This is a genomic window from Streptomyces sp. NPDC001002, assembly GCF_053599215.1.
Map to the genome: position 1 here is coordinate 1 of NZ_JBSFLV010000201.1, position 14,933 is coordinate 14,933.

Here is a 14,933-nt window from a genome sequence, read left to right on the forward strand (position 1 = left end):
ATGGCACTCGGCAAGGACTACGCGACCCAGGAGTGCTCCATCGCCCGCGCCCTGGAGGCGAAAGGAAGCGGCCCCTCTTGTCGTTGTGCTGAGTGTCAGCCGCTCACGCCGCGGCTGAGCTCCCAGAGCTGCAGGGTCGCGGAGGAGTTGAGCACGTACGCCGTGCCCGTGACGTCGTCGCGGGCGGCGACGTACTGCTTGCCCTGCCACAGCGGGAGGATCGGGACGTCGTCGGCGACGATGTCCTGGATCTCCGTCAGGCTGGTGCCGGCGGCGAGCCGGTCGGCCTCGCGGCGGGACTCCGGGATCAGGTTGTCGATGATCTTGGCGTTCGCGTACGGCGAGTTGAGGAAGTTGTCCTTGTCGAGGAACGGCGCGATGAAGCTGTCCGCGTCCGGGAAGTCGGGGAACCAGCCCATGCCCCAGACGTCGTAGGAGCCCTTGCGCTCGGCCGGGACGAAGGTGTCCCAGGCCGCGCCCTTGATGGTGACGTCGAACAGCCCGCTGTTGTTGAGCTGGGTCTGGAGCTGCTCGAACTCCTTCTTGGTGGCCGAGCCGTAGTGGTCGGTCGTGTAGTGCAGGGTCAGCTTGACCGGGGTGGTGATGTTGGCGCCCTCGAGCATGGCCTTGGCCTTGGGGACGCTCGGGTCGCCGTACTTGTTGAGGAACGAGTTGGAGTGGCCGGTGACGCTCGCCGGGACCAGCGAGTACAGCGGCTCGGCCTGGGAGCCGTAGACCTTGGAGACCAGCTCGGCGCGGTTGATGAGCTGGGCCATCGCCTCGCGGACGGCCTTGGTCTTCACCGTCGGGGCGTTGGTGTTGAAGGCCAGATAGCGGATCTCCAGGCCGGCCATCTCGACCAGGTCGACGTTGCCGTCGGTCTTCTCCGAGAGCTTGTCGATCTGCTCCGGGGTCATGGTGCGGGTCATGACCTGGATGTCGCCCTTGTCGAGGGCGGTGCCCATGGTGTCGGCGTCCTTGTAGGACACCATGTCGACCTTGGAGTTGTTGACCTTCAAGGACCCCTTGTAGTTGGGGTTCTTGGTGAAGGTGGCCTTGACGACCTCGTCGTTCTTCACCTCGGTCGACAGGGTGTAGGGGCCGGAGCCGTCCACCTCGAAGCCGTCGCGCAGCTTGTTCTTCTCGTAGTCGTCCGGGTTGATGATGCCGGCGACAGGGGTCGAGAGCTTGTACGGGAAGGTCGCGTCGGCGGTCTTGAGGTGGAAGATGACCTCGTTGTCACCCTGCGTCTCGACGGTGTCGATGGTGGACAGCAGGGCGAAGACGCCGGAGTCGGCCTTGATGGCGCGGGCGCGGTCGATGGAGTACTTCACATCGGCCGCGGTGACCTTGTCGCCGTTGGCGAACTTCAGTCCGTCGCGCAGGGTGCAGGCGTAGCGCTCGTTGCCGCTGTCGGTGAAGTCGCAGCTCTGGGCGGCCTCGGGGACCGGGTCGCCGTCGCCCTTGGGCTGCATCATCAGCGTCTGCACGGTCTGGCGCAGCACGTTCCAGCTGCCGACGTCGTAGGCGTAGGCGGGGTCGAACGGGGCCGGCGCGTCCTTGGTGGCGATGAACCGGTCCGTAGTGCCCACGGCGATCGCGTCGCCGCCACCGCTCCCGCTGTCGGACCCACCACACGCGGCGAGCACGGGCGCGAGCAGACCGACCACGGCCGGCAGCACCAAAGTCTTGCGGTTCATGCTCGAGTTTCTCCAGGCTGTCGAGTCCGTGTACCCGGCATGCAGGGGTGTTGCGGGCGGATCACGGGGTAAGGGCGATGTTCTCGCGATGAGATTAGTCGGGACCAGTATGCGGGTTCACTGTCACGGGAGTTGAGGACTCATCACGCTGCGAAACCGGTTGTGGACAGACCGAAAACCCGACAGCGGAAGGATTAGTGCAGCGTTCCATCAATCGGGACACAAGGGCACGTCGACGACGCCCGAAACGGGGTGAACAGCACACGCCACCCCGACTGTCGACCCTCGGGAAAGTGGGGAACCTCACATTCCCAATGACCTTGGTAGGTACCGGAATTCGGCCATCCGCCGCGATTCCAATTCTCCCGCACTCGGGCTCGGGGAATTACCGCCGTATCGATGTTGCACGCTGGGTGAACGTCGGTCGCATTTCCGTCATCGAGCGGTGATCAGTCCGCGCAGAAATGTCAGGTCGACGTCTTCCAGGGAGGACACCACCGTGCGCCCCGCGGCCGGGCCGATGGGCGCCACCGAGGGCACCACGACCACGTGACAGCCCGCCGCCTCGGCCGCGGCGACGCCGGTCGCCGTGTCCTCGACGACGGCGCATCTGGCCGGGTCCACACCGAGGCCGGCCGCGGCGGCCAGATAAGGGTCGGGGTAGGGCTTGGTGCGCGGCACCTCGTCCCCGGCCACCGTCAGGGCGAAGTGGTGGGCGCCGAGCGAGGCGATCACGCGGTCGATGATGCGCCGATGCGAGGCCGACACGAGGGCCGTGGGGATCTCGTACTCGGAGAGTTCGGCGAGGAGTCGGGCGGCTCCCGGCATCAGCGGCAGGGTGCGTCCGATGCGGTCCTCGAACCCGTCGTTGAGCAGCACGGACAACTCGGCGAGGGTGATGTCGGCGCCGGTGGCCTCGATCAGGAAGCCCGCGCTGCGGGTCATCGGGCCGCCGACCACGACATGGCGCCAGGAGTCGTCCAGCGGGTGGCCGAGGCGGGCGAAGATCTCCACCTCGACGTCCCACCAGAAGCCCTCGGTGTCCACCAGGGTGCCGTCCATGTCGAGGAGTACGGCTTGCAGGGCAGAGCCTTCGGCCGTACGGGTTCCGAGCGCGGGGACCGTACTGGTCATCCTGGCGCACCTCCTTGAGGGACGATCAGGCCGGCCGCCTCTCGTTCACAGAGAGGCGACCGGCCTGCGGTGGACCGACCAGTATACGACGTGTCCGATCAACGTGCGTTGAAGTACTTCGCCTCGGGGTGGTGGATGACGATCGCGTCCGTGGACTGCTCCGGGTGGAGCTGGAACTCCTCGGAGAGCTGCACGCCGATGCGCTCCGGCTGGAGCAGGTCGGCGATCTTGGCCCGGTCCTCCAGGTTCGGACAGGCGCCGTAGCCGAGCGAGAAGCGGGCGCCTCGGTACTTCAGGGCGAACATGTCCTCGACGTCGGTCGGGTCCTCACCGGCGAAGCCGAGCTCGGAGCGCACGCGCGCGTGCCAGTACTCGGCGAGCGCCTCGGCCAACTGGACGGACAGGCCGTGCAGTTCGAGGTAGTCGCGGTAGGCGTTGGCCTCGAACATGCGGGCCGTCTCCTCGCCGATGCGGGAGCCGACGGTGACGACCTGGAGGCCGACGACGTCGGGCTCCCCCGCTTCCTCGGGCCGGAAGAAGTCGGCCAGGCAGAGCCGGCGGCCGCGGCGCTGGCGCGGGAAGGTGAAGCGGGTGCGTTCGTTGCCGCTCTCGTCCAGCAGGATCAGGTCGTCGTCCTTGGAGACGCACGGGAAGTAGCCGTAGACGACGGCCGCTTCGAGGAGGTTGTCCGTCTGGAGCCGGTCAAGCAGCCCGCGCAGCCGCGGCCGGCCCTCGGTCTCGACGAGCTCCTCGTACGTCGGCCCGTCGCCGGTGCGGGCCTGCTTGAGGCCCCACTGGCCCTTGAACAGCGCGCCCTCGTCCAGCCAGCTCGCGTACTCCTTGAGCTGGATGCCCTTGATGACGCGGGTGCCCCAGAAGGGCGGCTCGGGGATCGGGTTGTCGACGGCGACGTCGGAGCGGACGTGGCCCTCCTGCGGCCGCTCCTCCACCTCCACGGCGGCGGCCGGGCGCACCCGGCGCTGCTTCAGCTCGGGCAGCGTCACCCCGGGCACACCGCGCTTGACGCCGATCAGCGCGTCCATCAGGCGCAGACCCTCGAACGCGTCCCGGGCGTACCGCACTTCGCCCTCGTAGATCTCGTGCAGGTCCTGCTCGACGTAGGCGCGGGTGAGGGCGGCGCCGCCGAGGATGACGGGGAAGTCGGCCGCCATGCCCCGCTGGTTGAGCTCCTCCAGGTTCTCCTTCATGATCACCGTGGACTTGACCAGCAGGCCCGACATGCCGATGACGTCGGCGCGGTGCTCCTCGGCGGCCTCCAGGATCGCGGAGACCGGCTGCTTGATGCCGAGGTTGACGACGTTGTAGCCGTTGTTGGACAGGATGATGTCGACGAGGTTCTTGCCAATGTCGTGCACGTCGCCGCGCACGGTGGCGAGCACGATGGTGCCCTTGCCCTCGGCGTCCGACTTCTCCATGTGCGGCTCCAGATAGGCCACCGCGGTCTTCATGACCTCGGCGGACTGGAGCACGAACGGCAGCTGCATCTGGCCGGAGCCGAACAGCTCGCCGACGACCTTCATGCCGTCCAGGAGCGTCTCGTTGACGATGTCGAGGGCGGGCCGGGTCTCCAACGCCTCGGCGAGGTCGGCCTCCAGGCCGTTCTTCTCGCCGTCGATGATCCGCCGCTTGAGCCGCTCGTCCAGCGGGAGGGCGGCCAACTCCTCGGCGCGGCCCGCCTTCAGGGACTTGGTGGTGGCGCCCTCGAACAGGGCCATCAGCTTCTGCAGCGGGTCGTAGCCCTCGGCCCTGCGGTCGTGGATGAGGTCGAGGGCGGTCTGCACCTCTTCCTCGGTGAAGCGGGCGATCGGCAGGATCTTCGACGCGTGCACGATCGCGGAGTCCAGGCCCGCCTTGACGCACTCGTCGAGGAAGACCGAGTTGAGCAGGATGCGGGCGGCCGGGTTGAGGCCGAAGGAGATGTTCGACAGGCCCAGCGTGGTCTGCACGTCCGGGTGGCGGCGCTTGAGTTCGCGGATCGCCCCGATGGTGGCGATGCCGTCCTTGCGGGACTCCTCCTGACCGGTGCAGATGGTGAAGGTCAGGGTGTCGATGAGGATGTCCGACTCGTGGATGCCCCAGTTCGTCGTCAGGTCCTCGATGAGCCGCTCGGCGATGGCGACCTTGTGCTCGACGGTACGGGCCTGGCCCTCCTCGTCGATGGTCAGCGCGATCAGCGCGGCGCCGTGCTCCTGGGCCAGCTTGGTGACCTTGGCGAAGCGGGACTCGGGGCCGTCGCCGTCCTCGTAGTTGACGGAGTTGATGACCGCGCGGCCGCCGAGCTTCTCCAACCCGGCCCGGATGACCGGGACTTCGGTGGAGTCGAGCACGATGGGCAGCGTGGAGGCGGTGGCGAAGCGGCCGGCGAGCTCCTCCATGTCGGCGACGCCGTCGCGGCCGACGTAGTCCACGCAGAGGTCCAGCATGTGGGCGCCCTCGCGGATCTGGTCGCGGGCCATCTCCACACAGTCGTCCCAGCGGCCGTCCAGCATGGCCTCGCGGAACTTCTTCGAACCGTTGGCGTTCGTGCGCTCGCCGATCGCCATGTAGGCGGTGTCCTGGCGGAACGGGACCGTCTGGTAGAGGGAGGCGGCGCCGGGTTCGGGGCGGGGGTGGCGCTCGACGGGCGTGGCCTCGCGGACCCGCTCGACGAGTTGGCGCAGGTGCTCGGGGGTCGTACCGCAGCAGCCGCCGACCAGGTTGAGGCCGTAGTCGCGGACGAAGTTGTCCTGCGCGTCCGCCAGGCCCTCGGGGTCGAGCGGGAAGTGGGCGCCGTCCTTGGTGAGGATGGGCAGGCCCGCGTTCGGCATGCACAGCAGCGGGGTGCGGGAGTGGCGGGCCAGATAGCGCAGGTGCTCGCTCATCTCGGCGGGCCCTGTCGAGCAGTTCAGGCCGATCATGTCGATGCCGAGGGGCTCAAGGGCGGTGAGCGCGGCGCCGATCTCGGAGCCGAGCAGCATCGTGCCGGTCGTCTCGAACGCCATCGACACGAGCAGGGGTACCTCGACGCCGGTCGACTCCATCGCGCGGCGGGCGCCCAGGATCGACGACTTCGTCTGGAGGAGGTCCTGCGTGGTCTCCACGATCAGGGCGTCGGCACCGCCGGCGAGCAGGCCCTCGGCGTTCGCCTGGAAGCCGTCGCGCAGGGTGGCGTAGCCGATGTGACCGAGGGTCGGCAGCTTGGTGCCGGGGCCGATGGAGCCGAGGACCCAGCGCTGGCGGCCGTCGCGGGCGCCGAAGTCGTCGGCGGTCTCGCGGGCGATACGGGCGCCCGCCTCGGCCAGTTCGTAGACGCGGTCGGCGATGTCGTACTCGGCCATCGCGGAGTGGTTCGCACCGAACGTGTTCGTCTCGACGCAGTCCACCCCCGCGCCGAAGTACTCCTCGTGGACCGAGCGGACGATGTCCGGGCGGGTGATGTTCAGAATCTCGTTGCAGCCCTCAAGGTTCTCGAAGTCCTCAAGAGTGGGTTCCTGGGCCTGCAGCATGGTGCCCATCGCTCCGTCGGCGACCACCACTCGGGTGGCCAGCGCTTCACGGAGCGCGGACACACGGGTCCGGCTGTCGGCGGAAGGGGTCAGTGGCGACGAGGCCATGAAAGGGCTCCCTTTAGGTGCGACGGCTGTCGGCTTTGCGCGGTCCGTGGAACTCTCCGCGGTGGGCGCACCTCGCCAGGGTAACCGGGTCCGCCGTCCCGTGGACGGACAGTCCACGGGACGGACGAGGATGACCGGCGGGTCGCTCCTGGGATACGAGTGACGCGCGAGTGACATACGAGTGACGTGACCGGAACCTACCGACCGTTGGCGGGAGGTCGGCATGGACCGGTAGTGTTCGACATTGCCGAACGGCGGCGGCGAGGAAGCACGCCCGACGGCCGAGGGGACGGAGGCAGGACGGCGATGGCACGGAACATCCAGTCGCTCGAACGGGCGGCCGCCATGCTGCGCCTGCTCGCGGGCGGCGAGCGGCGGCTCGGCCTCTCGGACATCGCCTCGTCCCTCGGCCTGGCCAAGGGGACCGCGCACGGGATCCTGCGCACCCTCCAGCAGGAGGGTTTCGTCGAGCAGGACGACGCCTCGGGGCGGTACCAGCTGGGCGCCGAGCTGCTGCGGCTGGGGACGACCTATCTCGACGTGCACGAGCTGCGGGCGCGGGCGCTGGTGTGGACCGACGACCTGGCCCGGTCCAGCGGCGAGAGCGTCTATCTCGGCGTCCTGCACCAGCACGGCGTGCTGATCGTGCACCACGTCTTCCGGCCCGACGACAGCCGCCAGGTGCTGGAGATCGGCGCGATGCAGCCGCTGCACTCCACAGCCCTGGGCAAGGTCCTGTCGGCGTACGACCCGGTCGCTCACAGCGAGGCGCTGGAGGCCGACCGCAAGCCCTTCACGGACCGCACGGTGTCGGAGGCGGCGGACTTCGAGCACATCCTCGACCTCACCCGCGCGCGTGGCTACGCGGCCGACGTCGAGGAGACCTGGGAGGGCGTGGCCTCGGTCGCCGCGCCCATCCACGACCGCCGGCGCATGCCGGTGGGCGCGGTCGGCATCGCCGGCGCGGTGGAGCGGGTGTGCCGGGACGGCGAGCTGCGGCCCGAGCTGATCGCGGCGGTGCGGGACTGCGCCCGCTCGGTCTCGCGCGACCTCGGTGGCGGCCGGTTCTGAGAAGTCGGTGTGAGCTGCCGGAACATCATTTCGATGTTCCGGCTTCAGCCATACCCTGAAATGGACATATGGGGCGACACTTGACGGACGCCCCAGGCCAAGATCGACGACTCACAGCAATCAGTAACGATCGTGGTTTGGACAACACAACCCTTGACGCACGCGTAACGCCGGAGCAAGACTCCCGTCCATCGGTCGACATTGTCGAACACCTACCGGCAATACGCGTTAGAGTGTGACAACGCCAAGGGCCGGTAACGCTCTCACCCCGAGAGCAGCTCGAACTCCCGGAGGGACCCGGGGTTCGGTCCCCTGGACGAAGGACAAAGGAGTCGCGGGTGTCCAGCTCCGACATCTTCATCGGCGAGACCATAGGTACCGCCGTACTCATCCTGCTGGGCGGTGGCGTGTGCGCCGCCGTCACGCTGAAGGCCTCCAAGGCACGTAACGCCGGCTGGCTCGCCATCGCCTTCGGGTGGGGTTTCGCCGTCATGACGGCCGTATACATCTCGGCACCGCTCTCCGGTGCCCACCTCAACCCGGCCGTGACGCTCGCCCTCGCCATCAAGGACGGCGGCTGGGACAACGTGCCGATCTACTGGGGCGGACAGATCCTCGGCGCCATGATCGGCGCGACCCTGGTCTGGGTGGCCTACTACGGCCAGTTCCAGGCGCACCTCACCGACCGGGAGATCGTCGGCGGTCCGGGTGCGCAGGCCACGTCCGCCAAGGCCGTCGAGGCGCAGGAGAAGGGCGCGGGACCGGTCCTGGGCATCTTCTCCACCGGCCCCGAGATCCGCAACGTGGTGCAGAACCTCGCCACGGAGATCATCGGCACGGTCGTCCTGATCCTCGCCATCCTCACCCAGGGCCTGAACGCCAACGGCGACGGCCTGGGCACCCTGGGCGCCCTGATCACCGCGTTCGTGGTCGTCTCCATCGGTCTCTCGCTCGGTGGCCCGACCGGGTACGCCATCAACCCGGCCCGTGACCTGGGTCCGCGCATCGTGCACGCTCTCCTGCCGCTGCCCAACAAGGGCGGCTCCGACTGGAGCTACGCCTGGATCCCGGTGGTCGGTCCGCTGATCGGCGGCGCGATCGCTGCAGGCATCTACAACGTCGCCTTTGCTTAAGAGCATCGAGTGCACAGCCGCACCGAGCCGTACTCGCTCATCAGCACCGCGCCGTAGGACAGCCGCCCTCCACCCACGGAACCCCAGGAGCACACAGTGACCGACGCCCACACCGCCGGACCGTTCATCGCCGCCATCGACCAGGGCACGACCTCCAGCCGCTGCATCGTCTTCGACCGGGACGGCCGTATCGTCTCCGTCGACCAGAAGGAGCACGAGCAGATCTTCCCGAAGCCGGGCTGGGTCGAGCACAACGCCACCGAGATCTGGACCAACGTCGAGGAGGTCGTCGCCGGGGCCATCCAGAAGGCCGGCATCACCCGCGACGACATCAAGGCCATCGGCATCACCAACCAGCGTGAGACCACGCTGCTGTGGGACAAGAACACCGGTGAGCCCGTCCACAACGCCATCGTCTGGCAGGACACCCGCACCGACGCGCTCTGCAAGGAGCTCGGCCGCAACGTCGGCCAGGACCGCTTCCGCCGCGAGACCGGCCTCCCGCTGGCCTCCTACTTCGCCGGGCCCAAGGCCCGCTGGCTGCTCGACAACGTCGAGGGCCTGCGCGAGCGCGCCGAGGCGGGCGACATCCTCTTCGGCACCATGGACAGCTGGGTCATCTGGAACCTGACGGGCGGGGTGAACGGCGGCCGGCACGTCACCGACGTCACCAACGCCTCCCGCACCATGCTGATGAACCTGCACACCATGCAGTGGGACGAGAAGATCGCCGAGTCCATCGGCGTCCCGCTGAACATGCTGCCCGAGATCCGCTCCTCCGCCGAGGTCTACGGCGAGGTCACCGGCGGCAAGCTGGGCGACCTGCTCGGCGGCATCCCGGTCGCCTCGGCGCTCGGCGACCAGCAGGCGGCCCTGTTCGGCCAGACCTGTTTCGCCGAGGGCGAGGCCAAGTCGACGTACGGCACCGGCACCTTCCTGCTGATGAACACCGGCGAGAAGCCGGTCAACTCGTACAACGGCCTACTCACCACGGTCGGTTACCGCATCGGCGACCAGAAGGCGGTCTACGCCCTGGAGGGCTCCATCGCCGTCACCGGTTCGCTGGTGCAGTGGATGCGCGACCAGATGGGCCTGATCTCCACCGCCGCCGAGATCGAGACGCTCGCGCTCTCGGTCGAGGACAACGGCGGCGCGTACTTCGTGCCGGCCTTCTCCGGTCTGTTCGCCCCGTACTGGCGCTCCGACGCCCGCGGTGTGATCGCCGGCCTGACCCGGTACGTCACCAAGGCGCACCTCGCGCGCGCCGTCCTGGAGGCCACCGCCTGGCAGACCCGTGAGATCACCGACGCCATGACCAAGGACTCCGGCGTCGAGCTCGCGGCCGTCAAGGTCGACGGCGGCATGACCTCCAACAACCTGCTGATGCAGACCCTCGCCGACTTCGTGGACGCCCCCGTGGTGCGCCCGATGGTCGCCGAGACCACCTGCCTCGGTGCCGCCTACGCCGCCGGTCTCGCCGTCGGCTTCTGGACCAGCACCGACGACCTGCGCGCCAACTGGCGGCGGGCCGCCGAGTGGACCCCCAACATGGCCGCGGAGAAGCGCGACCGTGAGTACAAGAGCTGGCTCAAGGCCGTCGAGCGGACCATGGGCTGGCTCGACGACGACGAGAGCTGAACCGGCTCTGAAACGAGCTCCGACCAGAGCTCTGACGAGGAGTAAGAACCCGACATGACCAGTCAGTCCACCCTGCAGTCCGTGCCTGCCCTGGGCACGCGCCCGGCCTCCGGCTCCAACCCGAGCCGCGCCGAGACCCGGGAGCAGCTCGCCAAGGCGTCGTACGACCTTCTCGTCATCGGCGGCGGCATCCTGGGCATCTCCACCGCCTGGCACGCCGCGCAGTCCGGCCTGCGGGTGGCTCTGGTCGACGCCGGCGACTTCGCCGGCGCCACCTCCTCCGCCTCCTCCAAGCTGCTCCACGGCGGTCTGCGCTATCTGCAGACCGGCGCGGTGAAGCTGGTGGCGGAGAACCACTTCGAGCGCCGTGCGGTCTCCCGCCAGGTGGCCCCCCACCTGGCGAACCCGCTCACCTTCTACCTCCCCGTGTACAAGGGTGGGCCGCACGGCGCGGCGAAGCTCGGGGCGGGCGTCTTCGCCTACTCCGCGCTCTCCGCGTTCGGTGACGGCGTCGGCCACCTCCTCTCCCCCGCCAAGGCGGCGCAGGACGTGCCCGAGCTGCGTACCGAGAACCTCAAGGCCGTGGCCGTGTACGGCGACGACCAGATGAACGACGCGCGCATGGCGCTGATGACGGTCCGCGCGGCCGTCGAGGCGGGCGCCGTCGTCCTCAACCACGCCGAGGTCACCGGCCTGCGCTTCACCCGGGGCCGGGTCACCGGCGCCGAGCTGCGCGACCGCACCTCCGGCGACGAGTTCGGCGTGAACGCCCGGCTGGTACTGAACGCCACCGGCCCGTGGGTCGACCACCTGCGCAAGCTGGAGGACCCGGACGCGGCGCCGTCGATCCGGTTGTCGAAGGGCGCGCACCTGGTCCTGAAGCGGACCGCGCCCTGGAAGGCCGCGCTGGCGACCCCGATCGACAAGTACCGCATCACCTTCGCGCTGCCCTGGGAGGACATGCTCCTGCTGGGCACCACCGACGAGGAGTTCGAGGGCGACCCCGCGGACGTCTCGGTCACCGAGAAGGACATAGCCCAGATCCTGGACGAGGCCGCGTTCTCCGTCCGGGACCAGCAGCTCTCCCGCGACCTGATCACGTACTCCTTCGCGGGTCTGCGCGTGCTGCCCGGCGGCCCGGGCAGCACGGCCAAGGCCAAGCGCGAGACCGTCGTCACGGAAGGCCGGGGCGGGATGCTGTCCGTCGCGGGCGGCAAGTGGACGACCTTCCGGCACATCGGCCGTACGGTCATGAAGCAGCTGGAGTCGCTTCCGGGCCACCCCCTGGGTGACGACTACGAGCCGATCTCGTCGTTGCCGAAGAAGCTGCCGCTGCCTGGTGTGGCCAACCCCCGTGCTGTCGCGCACCGGTTGCTGGTCGACAACCCGGCGCCCGGTCCTCGTATGGCCGCGGATACGGCGAAGCATCTCGCCACGCACTATGGGTCGTTGGCGTTCGACATCGCTCGGCTGGCGAACGAGAGCCCCGAGTTGGGGGAGCGGGTGCATCCTGATGCGCCGGAGATCTGGGCGCAGGTCGTGTATGCGCGGGACAACGAGTGGGCCGAGACGCAGGACGACGTGCTGCGCAGGCGTACGACGTTGACGATTCGGGGGCTGGCTACGGACGAGGTCCGCGCCAAGGTTCAGGATCTGCTCGACAAGAAGTGACGTTCGTGCAGGAAGGGCGGCTCCTCGTCGTGGGGGCCGTCCTTTTCTGCCGGGTGCGGGCTCGTTGTGGCTGGTCGCGCCCACGCGGCGGAGCCGCACATCGAAACAGCCCCGCGCCCCTAGGGTGCTGCCCTACCCGGCGTCAAGGCGTCACCGTTCCGTTCTCCGGAGTCTCCTCATGTCCCAGGACCTTCTCCCCATCACGCGCGTCCCCCGCACCGGGCTCCCCCCGAGCGCTCTGGTCGTCGGTGATCCTGCGCGGGCCGCGCTTGTTGCCGCGCTGCTGGACGATGCCGTCGAGGTGTCGTACCACCGCGAGTACCGCGTGTTCAGCGGGACCTGGAACGGTGTGCCGGTGACCGTGGCCTCGCACGGGGTGGGGGCTCCTGGGGCGATCCTGCTGTTTCAGGAGTTGGCCGACGCCGGGGTGCGGACGTTTTTGCGGTTCGGTACGGCGGGGGCGATGAAGGTCGGGATCGGGGACGGGGATCTGGTGATCGCTGAGGCGGCCGTGCGGGACGACGGGGTGACGCAGCAGTTGCTGCCGCCCGAGTATCCGGCGTACGCCTCCCCCGAGGCGGTGCTCGCCCTGCAGCGGGCCGCGCGCGAGGCGGATGCCCCGTATCACCGGGGGATCGTGTGGACGCGGGCGGCCTTCCAGCCGGGGCTGATTCCGCTGTTCTCGTACCAGGGTGCCGGGCTGGCCGCGATCGAGATGGAGCTGTCCGCGCTGCTGGTGACGGCGTCGCTGCGGGGGCTCGTGGCCGGCGGGGTCGTCGTCATCGACGGGGCCAACGCCGACGAGCTGGTCGACGAGGAGGCCACCGGTGGGTACGACCCGCACCGGGACGTCGTCGCGGCGGGCGTCGAGCGCGGGGCGGTGGTGTCCCTGGAGGCGCTGCGGCTGCTGGCGGAGTCGAACGGGGCCTGAACGGCGACCCGATCGGGGGCCACCTGCGCATTCGGCATCCCGTTCAGCCCACTGAACCGCCATAATGGCGTGAGACATCGGATGTCTTAACAGGCATGCGGGGACGACTGGGAGGCCGGCCATGGCAGTCACCGACGAGGCGATCGAGAAGATCAAGGACATGATCGTCTCCGGCGCGCTGCGCCCCGGCGACCGGCTGCCCAAGGAGAGCGAACTCGCCGCCGAACTCGGCCTGTCCCGCAACTCCCTGCGGGAGGCCGTACGCGCCCTGTCGCTGATCCGGATCCTGGACGTGCGCCAGGGCGACGGCACCTACGTGACCAGCCTGGACCCGCAACTCCTGCTGGAGGCGCTGAGTTTCGTCGTCGACTTCCACCGCGACGACACGGTCCTGGAGTTCCTGGCCGTGCGCCGGATCCTGGAGCCGGCCGCCACCGCGATGGCCGCATCCCGGATCAGCGAGCAGCAACTGGACGCGCTCTCCGCCCAGTTGGACAAGCTGGGCGACGCGCCGTCGGTGGAGGAGCTGGTCGCCTGCGACCTCGACTTCCACCGGGGCATCGTGCAGAGCTCCGGCAACTCCGTGCTCTGCTCCCTGCTCGACGGACTGTCGGGGCCCACCACCCGGGCCCGGATCTGGCGCGGCCTCACCCAGGAGGACGCGGTCAGCCGCACCCTGCGCGAGCACCGCGCGATCCTGGCCGCCCTGCACGACCGGGACGCGGAGGCCGCGCGGTCCTGGGCGACCGTGCACATCGCGAGCGTGGAGCAGTGGCTGCGCGCCTCGCTGTGAGCGTCCGGCGAGCGACAGGATCCGCCGGACGGGCCCTGGAGCGCCGGGGTGGCGCCGGGTGGCGATCTTGGGTGTTCGAGCGGTTCGGACGGGGCAGTGATCCGTTCACTCCCCCGTGCAAGGGGGCTGCGGGCGCCCCCGCCGCACGCCGTAAGGTTGGGTGGTCAAGCGAGGGCACGTCGGAAGGAGGCCTGGGTGATCGAGCTCGAGGGGGTACCCGAGCTGATCGACCCGGTCATGGTGGCCGCGTTCGAGGGCTGGAACGATGCCGGCGACGCCGCCTCCACCGCGGTCGCGCACCTGGACAGGGAGTGGAAGGGCGAGGTGTTCGCGGCGCTGGACGCCGAGGACTACTACGACTTCCAGGTGAACCGTCCCACGGTGTGGATGGACGCCGGCGTACGCAAGATCACGTGGCCGACGACAAGGTTGTCGGTGGTCCGGATCGGCGGCGAGAAGCCCCGTGACCTGGTGCTCGTGCGCGGGATCGAACCGTCGATGCGCTGGCGTTCGTTCTGCAACGAGCTGCTCGGCTTCGCGCACGAGCTGGGCGTGGAGCTGGTCGTCATCCTCGGCGCGCTGCTCGGTGACACCCCGCACACACGTCCGGTCCCGATCAGCGGCACCACGTCCGACGCGGACCTGGCGCAGCGGATGGACCTGGAGGAGACCAAGTACGAGGGCCCCACGGGCATCGTCGGCGTCCTCCAGGAGGCCTGCACGCACGCGGGCGTACCGGCGGTGAGCCTGTGGGCCGCCGTGCCGCACTACGTGTCGCAGCCGCCGAACCCGAAGGCGACGCTGGCGCTGCTCAACCGCCTGGAGGACCTGATCGACGTGCGCATCCCGCTGGGCGAGCTGCCCGAGGACGCGCGCGCCTGGCAGGTCGGCGTGGACCAGCTGGCCGCCGAGGACAGCGAGGTCGCCGAGTACGTCCAGACGCTGGAGGAGGCCCGGGACACCGCGGAGCTGCCGGAGGCGTCGGGCGAGGCGATCGCCCGTGAGTTCGAGCGGTATCTGCGGCGCCGGGACGGCTCGGGTCCGGGCGGGCCCGGCGGGCACGCAACCGAGGGTGGGGACGGCCCGGCACCGGGTACGTACCGGCGGGACAACCCCAGCGGGCGCACCCGGCCGCCGAAACCACCCAAACCGGGTACCGAGGACGACGATTCCTCGGAGGTCGGGACGACCACTCGGGGCCGGTCGGTCCGGTCCAGGATCATCCCACCGGCGAGAAGGCCGACGACC

General features: G+C 69.3%; 10 protein-coding genes and 1 pseudogene. 8 read left to right on the forward strand and 3 right to left on the reverse strand.

Going from position 1 to position 14,933, the window contains the following annotated elements:
- A pseudogene (locus tag ACWDR3_RS43870) lies at positions 1 to 66 on the forward strand (winged helix-turn-helix transcriptional regulator); the annotation flags it as partial.
- 29 nt (positions 67 to 95) lie between these two features.
- On the opposite strand, the gene ACWDR3_RS43875 reads toward ACWDR3_RS43870, so the two are convergent.
- The 3 genes from ACWDR3_RS43875 to metH all read right to left on the reverse strand — a co-directional run bounded on the left by ACWDR3_RS43875 (position 96) and on the right by metH (position 6,448).
- Positions 96 to 1,700 carry an ABC transporter substrate-binding protein gene (locus ACWDR3_RS43875; protein ID WP_450358295.1) on the reverse strand — a complete coding sequence of 535 codons (1,605 nt, stop codon included), beginning with the start codon at positions 1,698 to 1,700 and terminating at the stop codon, positions 96 to 98.
- Positions 1,701 to 2,135: 435 nt separating this feature from the next.
- Positions 2,136 to 2,834 carry an HAD family hydrolase gene (locus tag ACWDR3_RS43880; RefSeq protein WP_401724878.1) on the reverse strand — a complete coding sequence of 233 codons (699 nt, stop codon included), beginning with the start codon at positions 2,832 to 2,834 and terminating at the stop codon, positions 2,136 to 2,138.
- Positions 2,835 to 2,932: 98 nt separating this feature from the next.
- Positions 2,933 to 6,448 (reverse strand): methionine synthase, encoded by a 3,516-nt coding sequence (gene metH / locus ACWDR3_RS43885; RefSeq protein ID WP_450358296.1) that lies wholly within the window; start codon positions 6,446 to 6,448, stop codon positions 2,933 to 2,935.
- Positions 6,449 to 6,754: 306 nt separating this feature from the next.
- Between metH and ACWDR3_RS43890 the strand changes: the two genes are divergently transcribed.
- From ACWDR3_RS43890 to ACWDR3_RS43920, 7 genes are all read left to right on the forward strand, one after another.
- The gene (locus ACWDR3_RS43890; RefSeq protein WP_450358297.1) at positions 6,755 to 7,519 is read left to right on the forward strand and encodes an IclR family transcriptional regulator; all 765 of its coding nucleotides are present in this window, start codon (positions 6,755 to 6,757) and stop codon (positions 7,517 to 7,519) included.
- 338 nt (positions 7,520 to 7,857) lie between these two features.
- Positions 7,858 to 8,652 carry an MIP/aquaporin family protein gene (locus tag ACWDR3_RS43895; RefSeq protein ID WP_401724870.1) on the forward strand — a complete coding sequence of 265 codons (795 nt, stop codon included), beginning with the start codon at positions 7,858 to 7,860 and terminating at the stop codon, positions 8,650 to 8,652.
- Between the two features lie 96 nt (positions 8,653 to 8,748).
- Positions 8,749 to 10,290, forward strand: a complete 1,542-nt coding sequence (gene glpK, locus ACWDR3_RS43900) for a glycerol kinase GlpK (protein WP_450358298.1) — start codon at positions 8,749 to 8,751, stop codon at positions 10,288 to 10,290.
- 54 nt (positions 10,291 to 10,344) lie between these two features.
- Positions 10,345 to 11,961, forward strand: a complete 1,617-nt coding sequence (locus tag ACWDR3_RS43905; RefSeq protein WP_450358299.1) for an FAD-dependent oxidoreductase — start codon at positions 10,345 to 10,347, stop codon at positions 11,959 to 11,961.
- A gap of 178 nt (positions 11,962 to 12,139) precedes the next feature.
- Positions 12,140 to 12,892, forward strand: a complete 753-nt coding sequence (locus ACWDR3_RS43910; RefSeq protein ID WP_450358300.1) for a nucleoside phosphorylase — start codon at positions 12,140 to 12,142, stop codon at positions 12,890 to 12,892.
- A gap of 121 nt (positions 12,893 to 13,013) precedes the next feature.
- Positions 13,014 to 13,685: a FadR/GntR family transcriptional regulator gene (locus ACWDR3_RS43915; RefSeq protein ID WP_450358301.1), complete on the forward strand. Its 672-nt coding sequence runs from the start codon at positions 13,014 to 13,016 to the stop codon at positions 13,683 to 13,685.
- Between the two features lie 195 nt (positions 13,686 to 13,880).
- A partial coding sequence (locus ACWDR3_RS43920) for a PAC2 family protein (protein ID WP_450358302.1) occupies positions 13,881 to 14,933 on the forward strand: 1,053 nt, incomplete at its 3' end.

What these genes read in the sequence shown, in the direction of transcription:
- ACWDR3_RS43875 (WP_450358295.1), bottom strand. Translation starts at nt 1,700, where the DNA reads ATGAACCGCAAGACTTTGGTGCTGCCGGCCGTGGTCGGTCTGCTCGCG.
- ACWDR3_RS43880 (WP_401724878.1), bottom strand. Translation starts at nt 2,834, where the DNA reads ATGACCAGTACGGTCCCCGCGCTCGGAACCCGTACGGCCGAAGGCTCT.
- metH (WP_450358296.1), bottom strand. Translation starts at nt 6,448, where the DNA reads ATGGCCTCGTCGCCACTGACCCCTTCCGCCGACAGCCGGACCCGTGTG.
- ACWDR3_RS43890 (WP_450358297.1), top strand. Translation starts at nt 6,755, where the DNA reads ATGGCACGGAACATCCAGTCGCTCGAACGGGCGGCCGCCATGCTGCGC.
- ACWDR3_RS43905 (WP_450358299.1), top strand. Translation starts at nt 10,345, where the DNA reads ATGACCAGTCAGTCCACCCTGCAGTCCGTGCCTGCCCTGGGCACGCGC.
- ACWDR3_RS43910 (WP_450358300.1), top strand. Translation starts at nt 12,140, where the DNA reads ATGTCCCAGGACCTTCTCCCCATCACGCGCGTCCCCCGCACCGGGCTC.
- ACWDR3_RS43915 (WP_450358301.1), top strand. Translation starts at nt 13,014, where the DNA reads ATGGCAGTCACCGACGAGGCGATCGAGAAGATCAAGGACATGATCGTC.